The sequence below is a fragment of the Bacillus sp. 220_BSPC genome, from assembly GCF_001054655.1.
GTDB lineage: Bacteria > Bacillota > Bacilli > Bacillales > DSM-1321 > Peribacillus > Peribacillus frigoritolerans.
The window spans coordinates 1-23956 of record NZ_JVPL01000082.1 but is presented as its reverse complement, the minus strand read 5'-3'; the positions used below and the strand labels follow the sequence as shown (position 1 = coordinate 23956).

Below are 23956 nucleotides of genomic sequence, written 5' to 3'. Positions count from 1 at the left end.
TATGAAAATTACAGACTTGTTAAAATTGGATACAATCATAATCAATCTGCAAAGTGTTACAAAGCAAGCAGTCATTGATGAACTATCAGGAAAGTTAGCCGAGGCAGGCAGGTTAAATGATGTGGATGGTTTCAAAGCTGCCATCTTAAAACGTGAAGAGCAAAGCACAACCGGGATTGGTGAAGGGATAGCCATACCGCATGCAAAAACAAATGCTGTAAAGATACCTGCCATCTGTTTCGGCAAATCGGTCAGTGGTGTGGATTATGAATCGCTTGATGGACAGCCGGCCCATTTGTTCTTTATGATTGCAGCCAGTGAAGGAGCGAATGCAGATCACTTGGAAACCCTTTCCCGGCTTTCATCATTACTGATGGATGATAAATTCAGGGCCCGATTGATTTCTGCTTCTTCTGGTGAGGAAGTGTTGGATATAATCAATCAAAAAGAAATGGAAGCTTATGAAGAAGAAAGTGAAGAGCAGCAATCGAGCAATGGTGCCAGCGGTAACGATAAAGGAGGCAAAATCCTTGCCGTTACAGCTTGTCCAACAGGAATTGCCCATACTTATATGGCTGCCGATGCGTTAAAGGCCAAAGCGAAGGAAATGGGAATCGATTTCAAAGTGGAAACAAATGGTTCCACAGGAATCAAAAATGGTTTAACCGCCGCAGAAATTGATGAGGCGGATGCCATTATCGTTGCTGCCGATAAGCAGGTTGAAATGAATCGTTTTAATGGAAAACATGTCATTATTGTCCCTGTTGCCCATGGGATCCGGAAGACCGAGGAACTGTTAACCAGAGCCGTGAATCAGGATGCACCTGTTTACAATGGAACTGGAAATGATAAAAATGATGAAGGTGAAACAGCTAAAGGAGGATTGGGGATTTACAAGCACTTAATGAATGGCGTAAGTAATATGCTTCCATTTGTCGTCGGGGGCGGAATCTTGATTGCGCTTTCTTTCTTTTTTGGAATCGAGGCAGCCGATCCGGCAAATCCGGATTATAATCCCATTGCCAAAGCATTAAGTGATATTGGCGGGGGAAATGGTGCCTTCTTCTTACTTGTCCCAATACTCGCTGGATTCATTGCATCAAGTATAGCCGACCGTCCAGGTTTTGCCCCTGGTATGGTAGGGGGATTATTGGCAGCACAGGCTAATGCCGGTTTTCTTGGCGGACTGATCGCCGGTTTCCTTGCAGGTTATGTCGTCTTACTATTAAGAAAATTGTTTTCCAAATTACCGCAAACACTTGATGGCATTAAACCGGTGTTACTCTATCCTGTATTCGGGATGTTAATTACTGGGTTTATCATGATATTTCTCGTAAATGAACCAGTAACTGCAATTAACACGGGCCTGACCAATTGGCTGCAGGGCTTATCCGGCACGAACGCAATATTCCTCGGCTTGATTCTTGGGGGTATGATGGCTGTGGATATGGGTGGCCCCTTAAATAAAGCGGCATTCACTTTTGGGATTGCAGCCATTGAAGCATCAAGTTTCGGACCGCATGCTGCAGTTATGGCTGGTGGCATGGTTCCTCCTCTTGGAATCGCACTTGCAACTACATTCTTTAAAAGTAAATTCAGTGAAATGGAAAGGAAATCCGGCTTCACTAATTACTTCATGGGTGCTTCGTTCATTACAGAGGGAGCCATTCCTTTTGCGGCGGCGGATCCATTGCGGGTTATTGTCAGCAGTGTTATTGGGTCAGCGACGGCAGGAGCGCTGTCAATGGCTTTTAGTGTAACATTGCCAGCGCCGCATGGGGGTATATTCGTCATCCCCCTAGTCAACCATCCTTTCCGCTATCTGCTGGCGATTTTAATAGGAGCCCTCATTACCGCTTTAATATTGGGATTCTGGAAAAAGAAACAGAAATAAATATACTACAAAGGCGGGTCCGGGATAAATGGACCCGCTTTTTATTATTTCCATTCCAATATTTCGATCCGGTTGCCGAAGGGATCGGATAAATATATATGGTTCGCACCGGGCAACCTTCCATCTTCTGTAAAAGAAATATGCTTAGTCATTAAATGTTGTTTAAATTCGTTGAGATTTTCAACTTCAAGTGCTGGGTGCGCTTTTCTTGCGGGAATGAAATGATCCTCCGTTCCGACATGAATCTTGATCGATCCCGATTCGAACCATAACCCGCCATTGGAACTTAATGACGGAGGCTTTTTCACTTCCCGGAACATTAGTATCTCAGTGAAGAACTTCCTTGATTGGTTCTCGGTATTTTTAGGAGATGCTAATTGGTAATGGTCGATTGACTTAAAAATGAAGTTCATCTTGCAACCCCTCCCAATTCCTTATATATCCAATTTTAAAAAGATCAATAAGGATAGATTATTTTTTTAATTGCCATCGATAAGATTTCCTTATGTTTAAGTCGTGAATGGTTTAAGAAAGCATAAATTTTTATGTTTATGGGTAAAGGAGTATTAAAATGAACAAAAGGAGTGAATGTACATGCTGAAGAAAAATACCTTAAAAACGGTGAAAAGGGATGATATGATAGATGTTACGACAGAAGTACAGGCATTCATCAAGGAAAAGGGGATTCAAGAGGGGGTAGCTCTTATATATTGTCCACATACGACTGCAGGGATCACGATCAATGAAAATGCTGACCCCGATGTCAAAAAGGATATATTAAGAAGACTGGATGAGCAATACCCATGGAATCATACATTGGATTTACATATGGAAGGAAACACGGCTGCCCATTTGAAATCAAGTACGGTTGGTTCTTCACAACAGGTGATCATCCATAAAGGGAGCTTAGTCCTTGGTACTTGGCAGGGTGTGTATTTTTGTGAATTCGATGGTCCCAGAGAAAGGCAATATTTTATTAAATTATGTGTCGACCAGTAAAATGGAAGGTACAGCATGGATGAAGTGGGAGGAAGCGGATTGGATGATGTTCGGATTGAAGGAAGCAAAGTCATATTGAGGAATGTTAAACAAGCCGATTTAAAACGTTTATGGAGCCTGAAATATGGCGAAACCGATCCGGAATGGAAAAAGTGGGATGCACCGTATCTCCCTCTTGAACTCATTGATTTCCATACGTTTATCGATAAAGAAACGAAGCATAAAACCTATGATGAGAAAATCGGGGCTTACTCCGAGCTATTAATGGAAAAAAACGATCAAATTATTGGATCTGTTGTATATTACTGGGAACATGAACCTTCACGCTGGCTTGAAATCGGAATTACTATTTTCGATCCCAAGTATTGGAATGGCGGTCATGGAACAGAAGCATTAATGATGTTCATTGGGTATTTATTCGAAAACCTGGAGATTGAGCGGGTTGGACTTACAACTTGGTCAGGTAATGAACGTATGATTGCAGTTGGAAAAAAGGTGGGCATGCAAGTAGAGGGAAGAATGAGAAAATGCCGCTATCATGATGGTTATTATTATGATTCAATCAGAATGGGAATGCTGCGGGAAGAGTGGGAATCATTAAAATTCCGAAGGTAAATGGAACTGAGAAAATTTTTCCTTCATTTCCTTGGAAAAAATTTAGCACTGTTTTCTCCCATATGGTCTGTTATCCTAGGAAGGTGCTTAACGAGGAGGTAACAGGATGAAATTATCAGTATTAATATCCGTGATAATGACTCTAAGTGTCATCGTACTTGGTATAGCTTTTCCTAAGGGAACGACAAGTAAAGCTTCTGATGGGGCAACCAAACATGTCATTAAACAAGGTGAATCGATATGGGATATCGCAAAGCAGCACGGTGTTCCGATCGGTAAGTTAAAAGAAGTCAATCATAACGTAAATAATGTTGCCGAACCTGGTAAAACATTGATTATTCCGCATGTAATGAATGATAAAGATAAAGAATTATTAGCAAGGCTTGTGCATGCAGAAGCCAAAGGGGAACCATACAGAGGAAAGGTCGAGGTGGCGGGAGTTGTTTTGAATCGCCTTGATAGCAATGAATTCCCTGATACGGTCCGGGAAGTGATTTATCAAAAAAACCAATTCTCGCCTGTTGGTGATGGCAGTATTAACAAACCGGCAGGAAATGATGCAAAGAGAGCTGTCAATGAAGCATTGGCTATTCATGGCTACACAAATGATGCCTTGTATTTTTGGAATCCCAGTATTTCGGACAGCGAATGGATGAAACAATTAGAAGTAATAAAAATTATCGGCGGACACCATTTTGCCATATAAACTGCATCTCAAGAACCGGCTTTCCAAATGGGGAGCCGGTTCTTTTATTTTAGAATACGGTTAACCGATATCAGCCCACATTTCGCGGGGATTCAGTTCATAAATGCTGTTTTCGCGGTACATGATGCTTCCGATAATGAGTTCACGTCTTATCGTTGCGTAATCATCATGGAAAGACTGGATGAATTCATTCAGTTCCTTTTCTGGATATTTACGTCCCTTTTCCAGAAGGCTTCCAATATGATGAAGTACGATCATTTTCTTTTTTCTCTGTGCTGGTATGGTTTTTAGTCGACCATCTGGTGTAAAAAAGTTTTCAAGGATCTTTTTATGTTCTAAAATCAGCTTTTGATTATCCATTTTATTGGAGTCCCCCTTAGTTGAAACCATTTTAGGCAATGCTGACGAATAATGCTTCAGGACATCTTCATTCAAAAAATAATAGACCGTATTTTTTTCCCTCCGATCCTTCACTAAATTAATGTCTTTCAATTTCGATAAATGGTGTGAGATGGTCGGAGCCGTCAATTTTAGTATTCCCGCAAGTGCTTGTCCGTGTTTTGGACCGTTTGCCAGGATGGATATTATCCTGATTCTTGTCACATCACCAATCGTCTTGTGGAAAGCGACCAATTTTTCTAATTGCACTTTTATCCCCCTTTTTAATTAGATTATCATCTAATTAGATAATAATCTAATTAGTGGCAGTTAATCAAGTTACTATTCACTTTTCTATATTGCTTGGAAGATCTGATGTATACTTTAGGGAATACTAAAAAAAATAATCCGGAATTAAGGAGCTGTAACATGGCCAATACTCATGTATATACAAAAAAAGAAGAAGTGGTCAATGCGATAACCCACGGTGTCGGCGTTTTGTTGAGTATTGCCGCACTTGTGTTTTTAATCTTATTCTCAGCCCAAACAGGATCGCCTTGGAATGTAGTCATTTCGGTCATATATGGTGTTTCCATGCTTCTTTTATACGTCTCTTCCACTTTAGTGCATAGTTTTCCAGAAGGTAAAACAAAGGATATATTTGAAATCTTTGATCATTCAGCCATATATATATTCATCGCAGGAACATACACGCCCATCATGCTTCTTGTGATCAAAGGGTCACTAGGCTGGACCCTGCTGGGTATCATTTGGGGAGTTGCAATCATTGGCGTCGTCTTCAAAGCTTTCTATGTGAAAAAATTCCTCTTCCTTTCGACGATTCTTTATATTGCCATGGGGTGGATGATCGTTATCGTTTGGGGACCCCTTACAGCTACGATGCCTGCAGCGGGTATTCAGTTACTGATTGCAGGGGGATTGCTTTATACGTTTGGAGCCATCTTTTATGTTTGGCGCGGTTTTCCGTTCCATCACGCGGTTTGGCATGTATTCGTGCTTGGGGGAACTGCCACACACTTTTTTGCGGTATTGTTTTATATCCTTCCACAATGATCACTTGGCCGATTTGATGTATTTAGGAGAGTGGTTCAGGTTTTAAATGACCCTTATGAGGAAATAATTAAGGTATACAAAGTAAAGGAGGAAAAAACCAATGAGAAGATCAATCAAAATATTATCAGTGCCGTTTGCCGCTATGCTTGTTTTGGCTGGTTGCGGCGAAGAAAACGATGAAGTGAAAAACCCGCCGGTTCAGGAAAATGAAAATCAAGCGGAAAATAATCCTGAAACAGGTACGGATAATAATGAAAAACTGCCTTTCACATATAAGGATTTTCAATTAGAAGTGGATTATACCGGAAATGATAACGAATACGAAGCTGAATATGATACAATGGGAGCTCAAACAGAAGCTTCGATCGAGGACAAACTTAACAAACACGAAGTTTACGGTGATGAAGCAATGAAAGAATTGACCCCGATTCTAGAAAAATTGACATTCACTAAAGATTCAACAGATGAAGAAGTCATTCAAGAAGTGACAAAAGCTTTTAATTTGAAGGATGACTATCAAGAATTTGATTTAGAGGTCGTTTTCGAAGATAGTACGAAAAAAGAATATAAAGTGAATAATAAGTAACCAAAATACGTTACTTTATTCCACATATTCATATGTGCCGACAATAGTTGTCAAATTACTGTTCCTATAGTAAAATGATTAAGGTTAGCAAAGGGGATAATATACATTTGCTATTCATATTCGGACTTATGGGGATAGGACCGCAATAAACACTTGCAAAAAAGATTCTTTTTTAAGAGTCTTTTTTTTTTGCAGTGATCTGGAAGTTGAATATAGAAGAAAAGAGAGGATACCACAAGCGGTACCCTCTCTTTCATTTACCCATCATTGGGAAATTGGTGCATTTTTTTTAGGCAGCATATTAGCCGACGCTAACCTTGAACGGATCGTGATGCCAAGCCAGGATGCAAGGAATGCCTTTAAAACGCCTACGATTATAAATGGTGCAAAACCGCTGGCAAATGCCACTGGCCAAGATAATGAACTCATATATTTTAACCAAACCGTACCGATTACCAAAGTAATTATCATCCCGATTGTATTTGCAACGAAAGCCATTGCAACTGAGAAACGGGTTTTTTCCAATATCAGACCCGTTATATATACTGTCGGGATATAGGATAATAAATAACCGCCAGTCGGACCGAATATCTTAGCTAGTCCCCCAGACATTTCAGCGAAAACCGGTACTCCCGCTGCCCCTATGAACAAGTATAACAAAACGGAAGAGGTTCCATAACGTGAACCCAGTATTGTTGCTGCCAGTCCAACAGCTAAAGTCTGTCCTGTAATCGGAACTAAGGGCAGTGGAATTGTAATTTGGGCAAGTATACCTATAAGTGCTGCAAATAATGCTGTAACCATCATCATTCTTAACTTCTCATGACGCTCCTTCATCGTGTTTCCTCCTAATGTAAACCTAGTTATGTAACGAGTTAACATATAAAGAATTTTAATATGTTAAGTAAACACTGTCAATGGTATTATGCATTTTATTTCAATAATGGTCCTAGAGAATACAGGGTTTTCCAAGGGTAAATTCAAAACTTGGAAAATAAATGAAACTTTTTGAATGCATCATTCGTATGAATGGTAAGCGAAGTAAATGGAGGGGATTATAACCATAGATTAATAATGTTGGTAAAACGCTTATCCTGGGCCATTAAAGCAGTATGCGGCTTGGAAAAATCGAATTTAAAGGATGAAAGAGATGGAGTTATTTGGAGTTCCATTAGAAACAGTCTATTTATATGGATTATTTATATTCGGGGGGCTAACATTCTTATTTATTTTGTTTAATGATATATTTTCCGGCCTTGAATTACCTGATATATTTAATCCTACGCTCATTTTTAGCTTTTTGACCGTGTTTTTTGCAAGTGGTTTTTTGCTTGAATCGCTTTCAGGGCTTAATGCTGGATTGTGTGCCGGCATTTCCCTCATCATTTCATTTACCATCGTCACTTTGCTGAATGTATTTGTTTTGATTCCCATTTCATCAGCGGAAGAAAGTTTGACATTTCATGATAATGAGCTGAGAGGAAGGGTCGGCAGGGTTCTCACATCAATCCCTGTTGACGGGTTTGGGGAAGTCCTGATAGAAAGCATCAGTGGAAGCATCGCAAAAACTGCGGCCAGCTATAAGAATGAAGGAATTGTTTCGGATACAAAGGTCTTGATCATCGAAGTGAAAAATGGGGTTATCTATGTTATGCCCCACCAGGATTGAAAAAAGGGTAGGAGGTAAGGCATGTTTGATTTGATTTGGATCGTTGTCGCCATTGTTGCAGTTTTACTTATCGCACTTATTGCTGTCTTTGTTACGAAATATCGCACCGCTGGTCCCGATGAGGCATTGATCGTGACCGGAAGCTACTTAGGAAGCAAAAATGTTCACATCGACGAATCAGGAAATAAAATTAAAATCGTCCGCGGCGGGGGGGCTTTCGTTCTCCCGGTATTCCAGCAAGCGGAACCACTGAGCTTATTGTCGAGCAAGCTTGAGGTTTCAACTCCGGAAGTATACACAGAACAGGGAGTTCCAGTCATGGCAGATGGTGTATCGATCATCAAGATTGGCGGTTCAATCACCGATATAGCCACAGCGGCAGAGCAATTCCTTGGTAAATCGAAAGATGACCGTGAACAGGAAGCGCGGGAAGTATTGGAGGGGCATCTTCGTTCCATCCTTGGTTCGATGACCGTCGAGGAAATTTATAAAAACCGTGAAAAGTTTTCCCAGGAAGTACAGAGGGTAGCCTCGCAGGACTTAGCTAAAATGGGACTCATCATCGTATCGTTCACGATTAAAGATGTTCGTGACAAAAATGGATATCTTGAATCGCTCGGAAAGCCAAGGATTGCCCAGGTGAAGAGGGATGCCGATATAGCTACCGCCGATGCCGAGAAAGAAACGCGAATCAAGCGAGCCGAAGCTTCGAAGGAAGCGCAGCGTGCCGAACTTGAAAGGGCAACAGAAATAGCCGAAGCCGAAAAAATCAACAAGCTAAAGGTTGCGGAATTCCGTCGTGAGCAGGATATTGCCAAGGCACGGGCTGACCAAGCTTACGATCTTGAAACGGCCAGATCTAAACAGGATGTAACCGAACAGGAAATGCAAATCAGGATCATCGAACGGCAAAAGCAAATTGAGCTGGAGGAAAAAGAAATCCTTCGCCGTGAAAAGCAATATGATTCAGAAGTGAAGAAAAAGGCCGATGCCGACCGGTATGCGGTAGAGCAGGCAGCCTCCGCCAACAAGATGAAACAGATTACAGAAGCGGATGCCGATAAGTATAAAATTGAAGCCATGGCAAAAGCGGAAGCGGAACGCGTTCGCATGGACGGTCTTGCTAAAGCGGACGCCCAAAGGGCACAAGGTACGACAGAAGCGGAAATCATCAGGTTAAAAGGGGTAGCAGAAGCAGAAGCCAAGCAGAAGATTGCTGAAGCATTTGAACAGTTCGGGCAAGCCGCCGTAATGGACATGATTTTGAAAATGCTGCCGGAATATGCAAAACAAGTGGCAAGCCCGCTTAGTAATATCGACAAGATCACTGTAGTGGACACAGGTGGAAGCGGTGCGAATGGCGGGGCTAATAAAGTGACTGGATATGCAACGGATTTAATGGCATCCTTGCAGGAGTCATTAAAAGCATCTTCGGGAATTGATGTCAAAGACTTGCTTGAGAATTTCTCGGGAAAACGAAATTTACCATTCACCACCATCAGCCAGGAGAATGTCGAAGCGAGCATGAATATGGCAGCAAGTAAGGAAGAGTAACGATTAAGGAAATACATGGTAAATTATACTGATATTAAATCTGAGGTTATTGGACTTACTAATAGAGAATAAACAACCAAGGATGATTGGTTGTTTATTTTTTTGCTTTTTAAGCCTAAATTCGTTTTAAATGTTTGAAACCGATATTTGGATGTACATAATACTTAAACTTAGTAACGTATTTAAAGACAAGTCTTTTCTTTAAACCTACTTAGTCAACGTATTAAAATCAACATATGCAGAGAAATCTCGTTTTATTTTTGCTAGGTAGGATGCTTTGTTGAATGCAAAATCATACATTTTATCGACAAAATAAGATTCATCATCGTAAATGACACTATCAGCAATATAATATTCACGATATGGGGGACATCTTGAAGGTGCACTCCTGGCAGCTGATCAGGCAGTTTTTGAAATCACTAATCTAAAAAACAGACCTTAATAAAGGTAACTTAACATTCTATTAAACAATTAACTATTTTATTTTTTATCTTATTTTCAAAAACTAAACTGTAGGAGCTAATATGTGATGAAAATGATGAAAGCTATACAGATTCCGTCTAAAGGCGAATGAATTATCTGTATTAGAAGCAGCACCACTTATGTGTCCTGGTGAAACAACGTTTAGTGCATTAAGAAACAGCAAAGCTCTGCCTGGCGATCGTGTATGTCTCCAATAATCCATAATAAATATTTTTTAATTTTTTTTAAATTCTGAATTATTTGTTGAAATATATATTGGAAGGTGCTTTAATAAATGTAAGAATATAACTTATCGGATATGTGATGTCTGAAAGGATAGAGGGTGGGTGTGTAAATGTGGGGAAAATATTCACCAAGAAAGTATCGGAAACAGTAGAAGAAGAAATAGAAAAGATGATTGAGTCTGGCAAATTCCAGTCAGGTGAAAAGCTACCTTCCGTTAGGGAATTATGTGATTTATTCGGTGTTGGACGTTCCGCTGTCCGAGATGCAATCACTACACTTAAAGGAAAAGGTACTGTTTACGTGAAACAAGGGGAAGGTACATACATTTGCGAATTTGATTCCACAAAATTGTTTACCAACCATATGTTAATCCCCAGCTGTGAAGACATAAAAGACTTATTTCAAGTCAGGAAAATATTGGAGACAGGTATCGCGGAAATGGCTGCTTCCAATCGGTCGGTACAAGATTTGGCACGTATGGAAGAAATCCTTTCAAACCTCTGTATCAATGGCTGGGAAGGGGACTACCACTTTCATATGGCGATTGCTAATGCGACAGGAAACAAAAGCCTGATCCAATTAGTGCAAACCATTTCAACCGCCATGAAGAAGGCAATGATTGATTTTCACAGGTATATTCAAGAGAATGAGAACATCGTAAAAACGATGGATGAACAACATGATAAAATCTATGAATCAATAAAGATGGGGAACCCTATAAAAGCTAATCAGTCGATGATTAACCACCTACATTATGTTGAAGAAATTTTGCAAAACAATATTTTACAAAAGGTATGAAGTTTAAATGTTTTTTTTGCATCAATATAGAAACGATGTTGGTTATTACGAAAAAAAAAGGAGGCGTGGGTTTTGATCGTAGTGGATCTTCTATCAGATTTAAAGTCATTTTTACCTGATGTGCAACTAGTTGATGGGAAAAACCAAAGACATCCACTTGGGAATGGTGGTCAGGTATCGGTTTACCCGAAAACAGAGGGAGAAATAGCAAGTATTTTAAAGTATGCAAACGATAAAGGGAAAAAAATAACGGTGGTAGGAGGCGGAACCAAGAGAGGTTTTGGAGGATTGATTGAAACAGCTGATATCTTACTCTCATTATCGAAATATAAAGGAATTGTCAAACATACTGTAGGAGATATGACATTAACGGTTAAAGCAGGTACTTCATTTAAAGAATTGCAAGAATATTTGGCACAACATAATCAGAAGGTTTCGCTGGACCCTGTATGGCCTGAAGAGGCGACAATTGGCGGAATCATTGCTTCAAATGAAAGCGGTCCCAAAAGATTGGGTTATGGTTCTTCCAGAGATGTGGTAATAGGACTTCGCTTGGTTTACCCGGATGGCAGTATCATAAGAGCTGGGGGAAATGTAGTAAAGAATGTTGCTGGGTACGATATGAACAAACTTTTTATAGGATCGATGGGTACACTTGGTATTTTATCTGAAGTGACTTTGAAGCTTAGACCAATACCAAAGTACGAAAGCCTTGGACTGTTAGTGTTTCCCGATGGAAATCTCGAAGAAGTTCGGTCACTAGCAGTTAAGTTGTTGGATTCAGTGATGGAACCAATCGCTTTGGAACTGCTAAATCCTGCTTTGTCGGAAAGGTTAACGGGTCAAAACGTTTATACCTTAGCAATTTCATTTGAAGATGTGGAGAGCTCTGTTCATTACCAGGAGGATTTTGTAAAGAACATCCAACCTTCTAACGCAAAAATGACAGTGCTTTCACAAAATCAGGCACAAGCTTTTTGGGAAAAATTTTATTCGATTTCTCCAAATGGAGCAACACTTGCTAGTGGAAATCAGATAGAAGCGGCATTGAAAATAGGCGTTGTTAACTTAGATGTTTTGAAGGTCATTAAAGAAAGCCACATTTTACATCACTCTAGTACTCTTACAGTAGAAGCACATGGTGGACTAGGTCATGGAATATGCCAGGTTAACCTAAAGGGAACTGAAGATGAAGAATTAACACAGGTAATAGTAAAGCTCAGAAAATCCGTCGAAGCATTGGGTGGTTATGTGATTGTGAAGCATCTGCCTTTAACGCTCCGTCAGCAAATTGATGTATGGGGTGAAAAACCATCACATTTCTTCTTGTTAGAAGGAATTAAAACAAAGATCGATCCTAATAGAGTACTTAATAATAAAAGATTCGTGGGAGGGATTTAATAGTGAGTCTGAGAGAAGTTGATATAAAGCAAGATCCATCATGTACATCTAATAGCTTAAGCAACTATCTATGGAGTGATAAGCCTGATGAAAACAAATGGGCAGATTGCGTACATTGTGGTATGTGTTTGGAATCCTGCCCAACATATGAGCTAACAGGCCAGGAACAGCATTCTCCCCGTGGTCGTGTCCATCTTATCAAATCAGTAGCAGAAGGAAAGCTTGAGGTGAACGAGCAATTCATGGATCCTGTTTTTGCTTGTCTTGACTGTCGTGCATGTACCACTGCTTGTCCGGCGAATGTAGATGTCGGAGGATTAATTGAAGAGGCTCGCGGACAAATTCGTCAGGCGATTCCATTGACAGGAGTGAAAGGAAAAGTAAGTAGATTAGTACTTGAAGGAATGTTCCCACATCAAAACAGACTGAATACAGTGGGGAGTTTATTAAAGTTCTATCAGAAGAGCGGATTGCAGAAAGTGGTTCGCAAAATAGGGTTAATGAATATTATGCCACAGCATTTAATTGAGATGGAAGCAATTATGCCCGAAATTAAAGAGCCTGTACGCAAAAAATACAAAAATGAAAAAGTGATCAAAGCATTAGGAAAAACGAAAGCCGAAGTGGCGTTTATGACAGGTTGCGTGATGGACGTTATGTTCAGTGATATTAATCAGTCCACGATTAATGTTTTAACACGAAACGGAAATGATGTGACAATTCCGCAAAACCAAACTTGCTGTGGAGCCTTACATGTTCATGCCGGTGACCGTGAAACTGGAAGAAAGCTGGCGAAACAGAATATCGAAGCGTTTAAGGATGCTGATAAAGTAATCGTTAACGCAGCAGGATGCGGCTGTATGCTTCAGGAATATGCTGAATTGTTTCGGGAAGAGCCTGAATGGCATGATAAAGCTGAAAAATTTTCCGCTAAGGTCGAGGACATCTCTAAATATATTCATGAAACAGGCTATGAAATACCAAAAGCTGAATTGAACACTCGTATCACATATCATGACGCATGCCATTTAGCACATGGTCAAGGAATTCGCCAGGAACCGAGAGACCTTCTTGTTAGTATTCCCGGAGTTGAAATGGTACATATGCCAAACGCTGATCGCTGCTGTGGAAGTGCAGGTATATATAACATCACTAATCCGGAAATGGCCGGTGCCGTGCTAGAAAGTAAAATGCAAAATGTGCCAGGCGATGTTGAGATGATTTCAATGGGTAACCCAGGATGTATGCTTCAGATGGCCATGGGGGTACAGAAATATGGTAGAAATCAAAAAGTCGTCCATACAATTCAGCTTCTGGATTGGGCTTATCAAAAAGAGGATGATCTAAAGGGGGGACAGTAAATGGCACCGAAAAAAATAAAATCGAATGATCGACATATAAAAAATTTAGAGGCGATTGTTGGCGACGCCAATTCAATTCTATTTCACAAAGAGGATTTGCTTGCCTATGATAGCGATGGATTTACGCTTCATAGACAATTACCTAAAGCGGTTGTGTTTCCAAAAGATACTCAGGAAGTAGCCAAACTAGTTAAATATTGTTCCGAAAATAAACTGCCGTTCCTAGCCCGTGGCGCTGGAACTGGATTAAGTGGCGGTGCTATACCTTTAAATGAAGAAGTCATTATCAGTCTGGTAAGGATGAAGAAGCTATTAAGCGTTGATCTCGAAAATAGGCGTGCTGTTGTACAGCCTGGTTTTATCAATCTTAAACTCACGAACTCTATCTCTGATAAAGGATATTATTATGCTCCGGATCCTTCTAGCCAATATTGTTGTACAATTGGCGGAAATGTCGCAGAGAATGCTGGAGGGGCTCACTGTCTTAAGTATGGAGTAACCACGAATCACATCCTAGGGCTGGAAGTAGTACTGCCAAACGGGGAAATTATAGAAATGGGTGAAAATGGAATTCCTGATTCTCCTGGATATGATTTGCTCGGTCTGTTGACAGGTTCTGAAGGAACATTAGGCATTGTAACGAAAATCACTGTTCGTATATTGAAAAACCCGGAAGCGAAACAAACTGTTCTTGCTTACTTTGATAAAGTGGAGGACGGAAGTCAGGCCGTGTCTGATATAATTTCAGCAGGAATCGTACCGGCAGCGCTTGAAATGATGGATAAAACAGCGATTGAGGGAGTGGAGGCGGCTGCTTTTCCAGTAGGTCATCCAAGTGATATTGAGGCTGTCCTACTCATTGAAGTGGATGGAATCTCAGCAGGTATTGAAGAGCAAATCGAACAAATTTTGGAAGTGTGTAAGTACAGGAATGTACTTGAAGTGAAGGTAGCACAGGATGAACTCGAAAGAGGTAGATGGTGGGCCAATCGTAAAACAGGATTTGGTGCCATGGGAGCCATTTCACCGGACTATTTAGTACAGGACGGTGTCATTCCACGAAGCAAATTGCCCGAGGTATTAAACAAAATCAATCGAATCAGCGAAGAATATGGCTTGCGAATCGCTAATATTTTCCACGCGGGTGATGGGAATTTACATCCACTTGTTCTTTTCGATGCCAGAATCCCTGGGGAAAGCGAAAAGGCCCTGGCAGCTGGTAGTGCCTGCTTAAAAGCATGTGCTGATGTTGGGGGGACGATTACAGGTGAACACGGAGTGGGGATTGAAAAAATAGAGGAAATGCGATTCGTCTTTTCTGACGAAGAGATTATTGCACAAACAGATATTCGAGAAGTATTCAATCCTCATAACCTTTTAAATGCAGGGAAATTATTCCCGATGCCGGGACGCTGTGCTGAGATAAAAAGAGATTTAAAAGAAAAAGAAGCAGCTGCTATATCTTAAATATGTTTGTCTAGTAAGGCGCAGTCCATAAAATGGATGAAGCCAATTCATTTCTCGTGCCATCGTTTTTATACACAGATAAAGAAGCGTTGTTTTGTAATAACAAACAAACAGAGCAATTAGGATAATTACATCCTAGAGTGAACAAATTACTTTTTTCCAGAGATGAATTATTTAAAATAAAATCTTGATTTACAAGGAGGAACTTATAATGACAAAATATATTAAATCAGGGAATCTTCAAGTTGCAACGGAATTATTTGAATTTATTAATTCAGAAGCTCTTCCAGGTAGTGAAGTGGATCGTGATCAGTTTTGGTCTGGTTTAGAAAATTTGGTCAATGAATTAACTCCTAAAAATAAGGAATTATTGGCACATCGTGAAGAGATTCAAAATCAAATAAATGCTTGGTATCGAAAAAATAATAATGATTTTGATTTTGAAGAGTATAAATCATTTTTAAAAGAAATTGGATATCTTGAACCAGAGGTTGAAGACTTCAAGATCACCACTGAAGGTGTGGATGCCGAAGTAGCTATCCAAGCTGGACCGCAACTGGTTGTTCCAGTTAATAATGCTCGTTATGCAATCAATGCCGCCAACGCCCGCTGGGGAAGCCTTTATGACGCACTTTATGGTACAGATGCAATCAGTGAAGAAGATGGTGCACATCGAGAAGGTGGCTACAACCCAGTTCGTGGTGCTAAGGTTATTGAGTTTGGAAGAGAGTTTCTTGACCAAGCAGCTCCATTAAGGGAAGCTTCTCATAAAGATGCTGTAAAATATACAATTGAGTCTGGAAAGCTGAATGTTGCACTCCGGAATGGAGAAACGACAGGACTTGAGGACGAATCGAAATTAACTGGCTATCAAGGACAACCACAAAATCCAAGTGCTGTACTTTTGAAAAATAATGGCCTGCACTTTGAAATTCAATTCAATTTCAGTCATCCAATCGGAAAAACTGACGAGGCTGGCGTTAAAGATATTCTATTAGAAGCAGCAGTAACTACGATTATGGACTGTGAAGATTCAGTAACTGCGGTAGATGCCGAGGATAAAGTTCTAGTTTACCGTAACTGGTTAGGATTAATGAAAGGAGATTTATCTGCTACCTTCATAAAAGGCAATAAATCAATGACAAGAACTCTTAATCCTAATCGCGTTTATTTGACCCCGACGGGAGAAGAATTGTCTTTGTCAGGTCGTTCACTTTTGTTTGTTCGTAATGTAGGTCATTTAATGACGAATAATGCAATCTTAGATCAAAATGGGGAGGAAATCCAAGAGGGAATTTTAGATGCAATCATCACTAGTCTTCTTGGAAAACATACTCTTTTAGGAAACGGCCCATACCAAAACACATCCGAAGGATCCATTTACATCGTTAAACCTAAAATGCATGGATCAGAAGAGGTCGCTTTTGCCAACCATCTATTTGATCAAGTAGAGGAATTGCTCGGTCTAAAACGGAATACTCTAAAAATTGGTGTTATGGATGAGGAGCGCCGCACATCTTTAAACTTAAAAGCTTGCATAAGCGAAGTTAAGGAACGGGTAGTATTCATAAATACCGGATTTTTAGACCGTACTGGTGATGAAATCCATACCTCTATGGAAGCGGGAGCAATGATTCGAAAAAGTGAAATGAAATCATCCACTTGGTTGCAAGCCTATGAAAAATCGAATGTTAATACAGGCCTTGTAAGCGGCTTCCAGGGGCGTGCCCAGATTGGAAAGGGTATGTGGGCTATGCCGGACTTGATGGATGAAATGTTAAAACAAAAGATTGGACATGTAAAAACAGGTGCAACTACGGCGTGGGTTCCATCACCTACTGCAGCTACATTGCATGCACTGCACTACCATCAAGTTGATGTAACGAAGGTCCAAAATGAAAAGATCAGTGAATCTAGAGACTTGAGGGATGACATTTTACAATTCCCAGTTGCGAAACATTCTAATTGGAGCCCGGAGGAAATACAGGAAGAGATTGATAACAATGCTCAAACTATGCTAGGTTATGTTGTTCGCTGGGTGGACCAGGGAGTTGGTTGCTCGAAAGTACCTGATATCAACGACGTGGGACTTATGGAAGATCGTGCAACCTTACGTATATCCAGCCAACACATGGCGAACTGGCTACACCACGGTATCATAACAAAGGAACAAGTGCTAGAGACGCTTCAGCGTATGGCTAAAGTAGTAGACGAACAAAATGCTGGAGACGCTGCATATCGCTCAATGTCTGCGAATTTTGACGATTCGGTGGCATTTCAAGCTGCATGTGACCTGATTTTTGAAGGTTATAATCAGCCAAGTGGCTACACTGAGCCAATATTGCATCGTCGCCGCATTGAAGCAAAAGCAAAGTTTGCTATAAAACAATAAACAACTAGGGGACATTCTATTTTTTACAACGTCACGATTTACAATGTAAAGAGTATATTGCTAATTTAATTGAAGTACTGCAGTTTCAACAACTAACTGCACTTCAGGTGTTCGCTTCTGAAATTAATGAGGAAATGAAAGTGGCAGCGGTTTATGCAATTACAAACTTAATTCAGCCTCAAGAACTGACACATGATTATGTAATACCAAATGCTTTCGACAACCGAGTAGTAGAATCTGTCGCCAATGCTGTAGCAGAGGCAGCAATACAGTCTGGTGTTGCGAGAAAAAAACCGAAATAGAAGTCTGAGAGGAGCAATAAAACAATGAAGTTTACTAGGTTTATAGCTAATTCTTCCATTCATACAGGTGTTAAAGAAAAAGGTATAATAAGAGTAATTAAGGGCGATATTTTTGGTGCTTGGGAGTATACAGGCCAAACATTTTCTCAGGGTGAAGTTAAGTCTATTGCACCCCTAGAACCAAATCAAATCATTGGAATCGGTGCAAACTTCGTTTCAAATGTGGAAAATCTTCCGGAACAGCTCCCGGAAATTCCAGTATTCTTCTTTAAGCCAACTTCATCAGTGATTGGACCTGAAGATGAAATTATCATTCCAGAGGGTATCAAGGAAGTAAAGTTTGAATCCGAATTAGCGATTGTCATTGGGAAAGAGGCAAAAAATGTGCCTGAATCCGACGTACTGGATTATGTTTTTGGATACACAGTTGGAAATGACGTAACAGCACCTCAGTTTTTCCACCAGGATGGCCACTGGACAATTGGTAAATCATTTGACACGTTCACTCCATTAGGTCCTGTTATTGAAACCGTACTTGATCCTTTTAATGTAAAGGTCAAAGCAAAACTGAACGATGTTGAAAAACAAAACAGTGCAACTGAACTGATGATTATTCCAATTCGCAAAATGGTTTCCTATCTGACAAATGTTATGACACTTAAACCGGGAGATGTAATTTTAACAGGTAGTCCTGTTGGAGCAGAGTTGGTCGGCGCAGGCGACGTTATAGAATGTGAAATAAAGGAAATTGGAAATCTTCGAAATACATTTGTTACGGCTAAAGAAGGTGCAAGAGCGTATTAGGTACGGTTAAAAATTTTTAGAGGTTAGTTCCAAATTGCTGGAATCAATTGATTTTAGATCGGAAGCAAGGCAATACTTGCAAGAACTGAAGAATACCACAAATAAGGTTATCCATCTAGTTGTTTATGACCAAGGTGAAGTGGTGTAAATTGAAAAGCTAGAAGGAAACGAAATGCTGCGAATGCACTATAAAGTTGGAAAACAAGAACCCATGCATTGTACTTCAGTCGGCAAAGCAATTCTTGCTTATTTGCCATCTAATGTCTTGCTTAACATTCTTGAGCAAAAGGGAATGCCAATGCATACTGACAAAACGATTACGAATAAAGATGATTTCCTTCAAGAATTCATTCAGGTTAGAATTAAAGGCTATGCATTGGATTTAGAAGAAAATGAATACGGAATTACTTGTATTGCCGTTCCTATTTTCGATCATTCGGGGAAAGTCATTGCTGCTGGCATCAGATCTGGTCCAACAATGCGTATGACTGAACAGCGAATCGATCTACTACAGTTACAGATGATTCAAATTGGAAAGAAAATTTCAACAAGGCTTGGATTTTAAAGTGGAATTACTTTCCAATATATTTTTAGGATTTTTTTTCAAAGAAAATTTGCCCGATATATCTTTTTTTCAAAATAATCGGGCAAATTTTGATATTGGTTTTAAAATTTTACCAATAATTTGTATAATTAAAATAGGATTAGTGTTTGTTGTATAACAACTACTTATATAGTTACTAAACAATAGTGTTTTTTCGCAAACTTACAGAAACGTTGTTTCTTAATACGAAACAGAAAGGGGAAATGTTGTCTTATAGAGTGTTATCATACCGATAGAAAGTGTTAAGGGAAATATTATGTAGAGAAGACAGCAGATTTCCTAGCGTATTTCTTTTTGTATATCTCACCTTAGTCGCAATAAACCTTTAGTAACTAAAGGTTTAAAGTACTTTATAGTCCCTTTACCGGACAAGCACTATTATGATTTTATCATTACGCAACCAAGATAAAATCACAAACATCCGGACTTTACAACACGAAAAAATTGAATATTTTCAGTGGATTCAAATTTTTTTCACTTTCTTGTAAATTAGAGCAGAAGAAATGGTAGCATATTTTAATAAAAATATGTAAGCGGTTACTTTTAGGGACTATAAATTGGAGGGTACAATATGACATATACACAAAACTTTACAGTGGTAGGAGATAGCCTCGCTTTATCCGCTATCGTGGCAGTAATTCCAATACTTTATTTCTTCTGGGCATTGGCAGTGAAGAGAATGAAAGGGTATCTGGCAGGGCTCACGACGCTATTAATTGCTTTGATGTTGGCGGTTATTGCATTTGGAATGCCAACACAAATGGCGATTATGTCTGCTACACACGGGGCAGTATACGGGGTTTTGCCTATTGGTTGGATCATTATCAGTTCAGTTTTCCTTTATAAATTAACCGTAAAAACAGGACAATTTGATATTATTCGTAATTCAGTTGTTTCACTTACGGAAGACCGTCGTCTTCAGGCACTTTTGGTAGCGTTCTCATTTGGGGCATTTCTTGAAGGAGCCGCTGGTTTCGGTGCTCCTGTTGCCATTTCTGCTGCACTACTTGTTGGCCTTGGGTTCAATCCTTTATATGCAGCTGGCTTGTGTTTAATTGCCAATACAGCACCGGTTGCATTTGGTGCAATAGGAGCACCAATTATTGCGCTTGAGGGGCCTACCGGAATTTCTGCGATGGAGATTTCAAAAATGGTTGGTCGCCAATTACCGTTTTTATCTGTAGTCATACCATTTTATTTAATCGTGATTATGGCAGGCTTTAAAAAAGCCTTCGAAGTCATGCCTGCAATTTTAGTAACTGGTATTACTTTTGCTGTAACACAATTCTTAAGCTCTAACTTCCTTGGACCAGAACTTCCGGATATTTTATCGGCTCTTGTTTCATTACTTGCTTTAGCAGTTTTCCTTAAATTTTGGAAACCGAAAACCATCTTCCGTTTTTCAGCCGAACAAGAAATGGCTGCAACACTTGCTGTAAATGAACCTTCTGGCCACAAGCCAACTTATACCGGCGGACAAATTTTTAAAGCGTGGTCACCATTCCTGGTTTTAACGGGAGTAATCTCCCTTTGGGGAATTCCAACCATAAAGCAGGCACTAACAGGACACTATGAAGGAACAAATGTTGTTTTATCAACGATTAATTCTATAGGGCATGCATTTTCGTTTATACCCAACGTTCCTTTATTAAATAATAAGATTATAAACGCTGCGGGAGAAGCGATACCTGCCTTTTACAAGCTGGAATTGCTAGGTGCTGCTGGTACAGCGGTTCTGATTGCAGCAATCATTACGAAATATATTGTAAAAATTTCTTGGAAGGGTTGGATAGTTACATTCGGTGAAACACTAAACGAACTTAAATTTCCCATTATCACAATCGCTTCTGTTGTAGGATACGCTTATGTGACAAACTCTTCAGGAATGAGCACATCTATGGGGATGGTATTGGCGAAAACAGGATTTTTATTCCCTTTCTTCTCTCCTATACTAGGCTGGCTAGGAGTGTTCATTACTGGTTCTGATACTTCAGCCAACTTACTATTCGGTAACATGCAAAAAGTTACAGCTACTTCAATAGGCATGGATCCGGTGCTCGCAGTGGCAGCAAACTCTTCAGGCGGAGTTACCGGAAAGATGATTTCGCCTCAATCAATTGCAGTAGCTTGCGCCGCAGTAGGCCTAGCAGGGAAAGAATCAGATTTGTTTCGATTCACTATAAAGCATAGTATTATACTGGTGGTTATTGTTGGAATCATGACATATTTGCAGAATGGGGTGTTATCCTGGATGATTCCTTAAGTAAGATTGCAAAGCAAATATCTTTATTTAGAGTAAATATGAGATCAATATGAGTTGATAAAAATAAGAAAAACACCATTTAAAAGTCGCAAGTTTTGTCAAACGACTTTTAAATGGTGTTTTTTCATTGGAAAAGAAAGATAGCTACGTATGAAGTTGATGGCGCACTTATAGAATTAAATCCAAGAAGGATATAAAGTCCCACCTCTTGTTGAACACCATATGATTAATAAAACTAATTTTTATGGGGAATTTATAGTTACTTCTGCCAAAAAGTTGGGGCAATAGAGTTTCGACCTAAAGGTTTATATCCAGTATTCTCCTTTTGGAGGAACTTTTTAAATATACATCTCTGTGATTATTTGGTCTTCTTCAAATTCTCTCACCTGGCGTGTCAGTAATGCTTTTGAAATACCAGGTAACAACAGTTGAATTTCATAAATCATCTTGTTCTTTAGCCATCTTCATCAAAAGTTGGTGGATATATGATATAGAGGTGAAGAGGTGGCATTTCGGCTATTACGGTATTTTATTTTTTCTTGGTTGAACTTTCTTTGGATTAGGGAATGTCTAAAATAGGATACGATTGAAAGTAGAAATCTGTGTGCAGAAAGCGATTGATTGGAACAGAAATGCAACAGCTGCAGGATTAAAGCGTTAATTCATTCCTTCTGGGCTAAACATTACCTCAGTATAAGCCTCTAACGGACTGCACAATTGTGTTGTGAGTGATGTGCTAGCGATTTTCTGACTGAGCCATACGGAAAGGACAATGAGTTTGTTTGCATGATACTTACTAGATCGCTGTACAAAGCCAACTTGTTTGGAAACAGCTTGTAAGACTACTGGAGATAAAAAGTATTGTAGCTCTTGTGTGAAAAGATTCAGTTCATTTGAAATGATAGAATTCATTAAAAAACACCGTCCTTTCTCGTAAACTACTAACGATAAGCATAGCGTTCTTTCTCTTTAAGGGTGTAATTTTAACTTAGCGTGATGGACATGTGACGCTACCCCTAGTGAACTTATTTTCAACCAAAATGCTTGAAGAGCATAAGGAATTTTCGATATCACTAACCGTATATGCTAGGCAAAGCCCAACGAAACCTGATATCATGAAAGTCCTCGAAATATCGATATACTGCTGAGATGCTGTAGACCTAGTGTCGACATGACTATTTTAATTCTAAATAAAATGGGTTGGACACCTAAAAAGATGCCCACCCCATTTTCGCTGACATAAAACCCGTTAGAGAAAGTATTTCTCATTAAATAGTTTTAATTTTTTTCTCGTTCAATCAGTTGTAGCATTCACCATTAGGTCCATAAAACAAAATCATAAGGCCGCCTTCAAGTGTTGATTGTGGCTGGATCGATAAAAATTTAATCCCTTTTTTCTCATAATGACTAATTGTTTGGTTAATATCATCTACAGTAAAAGCAAGATGGTTAACAACCCCACTTTTGTTATACACACCAATAGGATCAATATCTCGAATTAATTCAATTTCCATACTAGGCTGTTTTTCCAGATATAAAAATCCCCTAAGACGAACCTTAAATCCAAACATATCTGAATAGTATTGAATACTATGATCCATATCGGTACAATGATGGCTATGTGTTCCATTTTACTTATCATTTATATTCTTCCTCTCGCCATAAATAATACGGATTTAGAACCAAATATACTGTGCGAATGTCAGGATTTAATTATGTTACTTGGTCTCGTTTCATCGAGGTTTGGTGCAACGATCTTACCGCTCTCGTTATTATCCCTCCATTCATTGGGAGGATTGAGAGTCATTCAGCTAAAGGATCAGACCTTAATATCTGAACCCAAAGTAATTTGGAGAAAGAATAGTTATTTATCAAAAGCAGCAAAAGAATTTTCAAAACTTTTTTAGACACCAAAATATTTACTCAAAAGTAAAAGACTTCAACGTTGAAAAATGGCAAAAAAAAATGAAACAGGTATTAGTTTTGACTGTGGTAAAGTAGATCTTTAAATGAAAAATAAAATATATTCATGGTTTTATAACCTCATTTCGATTCGTTACGGGGAACCGTATCATAAGTAAATGAGGTTCTTAAATAATCTATATTAAATGAATATCCGCCCACTTTATAGGCTTCTAAAAATTCTTACTTATGCTCAGGATGAAAAAGTTACACTAAACTTAAAAATACTCCCCTTTAAATGAGACAGATTTATTTTCTATCCAGGCTGCTGGAGGTTTCTCCAGGACTAATAAACCCACAGCATCCATCACGATAGAAAAATTCATCGAGAACCAGGCACTACAAAAAAATTTCATCATATATAGGTGGTATCCGTTCGGATTTGATGAGGAGGATATCATGCAACCTATGTTACCTAT

Annotated in this window: 22 protein-coding genes and 3 pseudogenes; 18 read left to right on the top strand and 7 right to left on the bottom strand. The window is 39.3% G+C overall.

The window, feature by feature from the left end; all coding sequences use genetic code 11:
- The first annotated feature begins 1 nt into the window (after nucleotide 1).
- A complete protein-coding gene (locus tag ADA55_RS04995; RefSeq protein WP_048679992.1) occupies nucleotides 2-1894 on the top strand; it encodes a PTS fructose transporter subunit IIABC in 1893 nt (630 codons plus the stop codon).
- A 44-nt stretch (nucleotides 1895-1938) separates the two neighbouring features.
- On the opposite strand, the gene ADA55_RS04990 is transcribed toward ADA55_RS04995, so the two are convergent.
- Nucleotides 1939-2307: a VOC family protein gene (locus ADA55_RS04990; RefSeq protein WP_048679990.1), complete on the bottom strand. Its 369-nt coding sequence runs from the start codon at nucleotides 2305-2307 to the stop codon at nucleotides 1939-1941.
- A 181-nt stretch (nucleotides 2308-2488) separates the two neighbouring features.
- Between ADA55_RS04990 and ADA55_RS04985 the strand changes: the two genes are divergently transcribed.
- The 3 genes from ADA55_RS04985 to ADA55_RS04975 all read left to right on the top strand — a co-directional run bounded on the left by ADA55_RS04985 (nucleotide 2489) and on the right by ADA55_RS04975 (nucleotide 4214).
- Nucleotides 2489-2893 (top strand): secondary thiamine-phosphate synthase enzyme YjbQ, encoded by a 405-nt coding sequence (locus ADA55_RS04985; protein ID WP_048679988.1) that lies wholly within the window; start codon nucleotides 2489-2491, stop codon nucleotides 2891-2893.
- 39 nt (nucleotides 2894-2932) lie between these two features.
- The gene (locus ADA55_RS04980) at nucleotides 2933-3508 is read left to right on the top strand and encodes a GNAT family N-acetyltransferase (RefSeq protein ID WP_048680011.1); all 576 of its coding nucleotides are present in this window, start codon (nucleotides 2933-2935) and stop codon (nucleotides 3506-3508) included.
- A gap of 106 nt (nucleotides 3509-3614) precedes the next feature.
- Nucleotides 3615-4214, top strand: coding sequence for a cell wall hydrolase (locus ADA55_RS04975; protein ID WP_052137268.1), 600 nt, complete (start codon nucleotides 3615-3617; stop codon nucleotides 4212-4214).
- Between the two features lie 60 nt (nucleotides 4215-4274).
- Here ADA55_RS04975 and ADA55_RS04970 read toward each other — a convergent pair whose 3' ends face one another.
- Nucleotides 4275-4862: a metalloregulator ArsR/SmtB family transcription factor gene (locus ADA55_RS04970; protein WP_048679985.1), complete on the bottom strand. Its 588-nt coding sequence runs from the start codon at nucleotides 4860-4862 to the stop codon at nucleotides 4275-4277.
- A gap of 159 nt (nucleotides 4863-5021) precedes the next feature.
- Between ADA55_RS04970 and trhA the strand changes: the two genes are divergently transcribed.
- Nucleotides 5022-5666, top strand: coding sequence for a PAQR family membrane homeostasis protein TrhA (trhA, locus tag ADA55_RS04965; RefSeq protein ID WP_048679983.1), 645 nt, complete (start codon nucleotides 5022-5024; stop codon nucleotides 5664-5666).
- A gap of 100 nt (nucleotides 5667-5766) precedes the next feature.
- A complete protein-coding gene (locus tag ADA55_RS04960) occupies nucleotides 5767-6252 on the top strand; it encodes a YusW family protein (protein WP_048679979.1) in 486 nt (161 codons plus the stop codon).
- A 264-nt stretch (nucleotides 6253-6516) separates the two neighbouring features.
- Here the strand turns inward: ADA55_RS04960 and ADA55_RS04955 are convergent, their stop codons facing one another.
- Nucleotides 6517-7089, bottom strand: a complete 573-nt coding sequence (locus tag ADA55_RS04955) for a biotin transporter BioY (protein WP_048679976.1) — start codon at nucleotides 7087-7089, stop codon at nucleotides 6517-6519.
- 313 nt (nucleotides 7090-7402) lie between these two features.
- Here ADA55_RS04955 and ADA55_RS04950 point away from each other — a divergent pair, with 313 nt between their 5' ends.
- The 11 genes and pseudogenes from ADA55_RS04950 (at nucleotide 7403) to ADA55_RS04905 (ending at nucleotide 21575) form a co-directional block, all read left to right on the top strand.
- Complete coding sequence (locus ADA55_RS04950) at nucleotides 7403-7921, top strand: NfeD family protein (RefSeq protein WP_048679971.1); 519 nt, start codon at nucleotides 7403-7405, stop codon at nucleotides 7919-7921.
- A 21-nt stretch (nucleotides 7922-7942) separates the two neighbouring features.
- The gene (locus ADA55_RS04945; protein WP_048679968.1) at nucleotides 7943-9475 is read left to right on the top strand and encodes a flotillin family protein; all 1533 of its coding nucleotides are present in this window, start codon (nucleotides 7943-7945) and stop codon (nucleotides 9473-9475) included.
- Nucleotides 9476-10294: 819 nt separating this feature from the next.
- On the top strand, nucleotides 10295-10981 hold the full coding sequence (locus ADA55_RS04940) for a FadR/GntR family transcriptional regulator (RefSeq protein WP_226990412.1): 687 nt from the start codon (nucleotides 10295-10297) through the stop codon (nucleotides 10979-10981).
- Nucleotides 10982-11053: 72 nt separating this feature from the next.
- Nucleotides 11054-12382: an FAD-binding oxidoreductase gene (locus ADA55_RS04935; protein WP_048679960.1), complete on the top strand. Its 1329-nt coding sequence runs from the start codon at nucleotides 11054-11056 to the stop codon at nucleotides 12380-12382.
- A gap of 2 nt (nucleotides 12383-12384) precedes the next feature.
- The gene (locus tag ADA55_RS04930) at nucleotides 12385-13743 is read left to right on the top strand and encodes a (Fe-S)-binding protein (RefSeq protein WP_048679958.1); all 1359 of its coding nucleotides are present in this window, start codon (nucleotides 12385-12387) and stop codon (nucleotides 13741-13743) included.
- Nucleotides 13744-15210, top strand: coding sequence for an FAD-binding oxidoreductase (locus ADA55_RS04925; RefSeq protein WP_048679953.1), 1467 nt, complete (start codon nucleotides 13744-13746; stop codon nucleotides 15208-15210).
- A 211-nt stretch (nucleotides 15211-15421) separates the two neighbouring features.
- On the top strand, nucleotides 15422-17602 hold the full coding sequence (locus ADA55_RS04920; RefSeq protein WP_048679950.1) for a malate synthase G: 2181 nt from the start codon (nucleotides 15422-15424) through the stop codon (nucleotides 17600-17602).
- A 98-nt stretch (nucleotides 17603-17700) separates the two neighbouring features.
- Nucleotides 17701-17904, top strand: a pseudogene (locus ADA55_RS28255) (NAD-dependent malic enzyme); the annotation flags it as partial.
- A 24-nt stretch (nucleotides 17905-17928) separates the two neighbouring features.
- The gene (locus tag ADA55_RS04915) at nucleotides 17929-18708 is read left to right on the top strand and encodes a fumarylacetoacetate hydrolase family protein (RefSeq protein ID WP_048679946.1); all 780 of its coding nucleotides are present in this window, start codon (nucleotides 17929-17931) and stop codon (nucleotides 18706-18708) included.
- A 10-nt stretch (nucleotides 18709-18718) separates the two neighbouring features.
- A pseudogene (locus tag ADA55_RS28250) lies at nucleotides 18719-19273 on the top strand (IclR family transcriptional regulator); the annotation flags it as partial.
- A gap of 610 nt (nucleotides 19274-19883) precedes the next feature.
- Nucleotides 19884-21575: an L-lactate permease gene (locus tag ADA55_RS04905; protein WP_048679944.1), complete on the top strand. Its 1692-nt coding sequence runs from the start codon at nucleotides 19884-19886 to the stop codon at nucleotides 21573-21575.
- Between the two features lie 338 nt (nucleotides 21576-21913).
- Here ADA55_RS04905 and ADA55_RS31330 read toward each other — a convergent pair whose 3' ends face one another.
- From ADA55_RS31330 to ADA55_RS04895, 3 genes and pseudogenes are all read right to left on the bottom strand, one after another.
- Nucleotides 21914-22021 carry a hypothetical protein gene (locus ADA55_RS31330; RefSeq protein ID WP_350494568.1) on the bottom strand — a complete coding sequence of 36 codons (108 nt, stop codon included), beginning with the start codon at nucleotides 22019-22021 and terminating at the stop codon, nucleotides 21914-21916.
- Nucleotides 22022-22154: 133 nt separating this feature from the next.
- Nucleotides 22155-22487, bottom strand: a pseudogene (locus tag ADA55_RS04900) (IS4 family transposase); the annotation flags it as partial.
- Nucleotides 22488-22873: 386 nt separating this feature from the next.
- Nucleotides 22874-23146 carry a VOC family protein gene (locus ADA55_RS04895; protein ID WP_235443572.1) on the bottom strand — a complete coding sequence of 91 codons (273 nt, stop codon included), beginning with the start codon at nucleotides 23144-23146 and terminating at the stop codon, nucleotides 22874-22876.
- A 21-nt stretch (nucleotides 23147-23167) separates the two neighbouring features.
- Here ADA55_RS04895 and ADA55_RS31325 point away from each other — a divergent pair, with 21 nt between their 5' ends.
- Nucleotides 23168-23482 (top strand): LysR substrate-binding domain-containing protein, encoded by a 315-nt coding sequence (locus ADA55_RS31325; protein ID WP_375792913.1) that lies wholly within the window; start codon nucleotides 23168-23170, stop codon nucleotides 23480-23482.
- Between the two features lie 273 nt (nucleotides 23483-23755).
- Here ADA55_RS31325 and ADA55_RS30310 read toward each other — a convergent pair.
- On the bottom strand, nucleotides 23756-23956 hold a 201-nt coding region (locus tag ADA55_RS30310; RefSeq protein WP_048679939.1), incomplete at its 5' end, for a hypothetical protein.

Coding starts and splice junctions, on each gene's coding strand:
- ADA55_RS04995 (WP_048679992.1), top strand. CDS start 2: ATGAAAATTACAGACTTGTTAAAATTGGATACAATCATAATCAATCTG.
- ADA55_RS04990 (WP_048679990.1), bottom strand. CDS start 2,307: ATGAACTTCATTTTTAAGTCAATCGACCATTACCAATTAGCATCTCCT.
- ADA55_RS04985 (WP_048679988.1), top strand. CDS start 2,489: ATGCTGAAGAAAAATACCTTAAAAACGGTGAAAAGGGATGATATGATA.
- ADA55_RS04975 (WP_052137268.1), top strand. CDS start 3,615: ATGAAATTATCAGTATTAATATCCGTGATAATGACTCTAAGTGTCATC.
- trhA (WP_048679983.1), top strand. CDS start 5,022: ATGGCCAATACTCATGTATATACAAAAAAAGAAGAAGTGGTCAATGCG.
- ADA55_RS04960 (WP_048679979.1), top strand. CDS start 5,767: ATGAGAAGATCAATCAAAATATTATCAGTGCCGTTTGCCGCTATGCTT.
- ADA55_RS04955 (WP_048679976.1), bottom strand. CDS start 7,089: ATGAAGGAGCGTCATGAGAAGTTAAGAATGATGATGGTTACAGCATTA.
- ADA55_RS04950 (WP_048679971.1), top strand. CDS start 7,403: ATGGAGTTATTTGGAGTTCCATTAGAAACAGTCTATTTATATGGATTA.
- ADA55_RS04945 (WP_048679968.1), top strand. CDS start 7,943: ATGTTTGATTTGATTTGGATCGTTGTCGCCATTGTTGCAGTTTTACTT.
- ADA55_RS04925 (WP_048679953.1), top strand. CDS start 13,744: ATGGCACCGAAAAAAATAAAATCGAATGATCGACATATAAAAAATTTA.
- ADA55_RS04920 (WP_048679950.1), top strand. CDS start 15,422: ATGACAAAATATATTAAATCAGGGAATCTTCAAGTTGCAACGGAATTA.
- ADA55_RS04915 (WP_048679946.1), top strand. CDS start 17,929: ATGAAGTTTACTAGGTTTATAGCTAATTCTTCCATTCATACAGGTGTT.
- ADA55_RS04905 (WP_048679944.1), top strand. CDS start 19,884: ATGACATATACACAAAACTTTACAGTGGTAGGAGATAGCCTCGCTTTA.
- ADA55_RS31330 (WP_350494568.1), bottom strand. CDS start 22,021: ATGATTTATGAAATTCAACTGTTGTTACCTGGTATTTCAAAAGCATTA.
- ADA55_RS04895 (WP_235443572.1), bottom strand. CDS start 23,146: ATGTTTGGATTTAAGGTTCGTCTTAGGGGATTTTTATATCTGGAAAAA.
- ADA55_RS31325 (WP_375792913.1), top strand. CDS start 23,168: ATGATCCATATCGGTACAATGATGGCTATGTGTTCCATTTTACTTATC.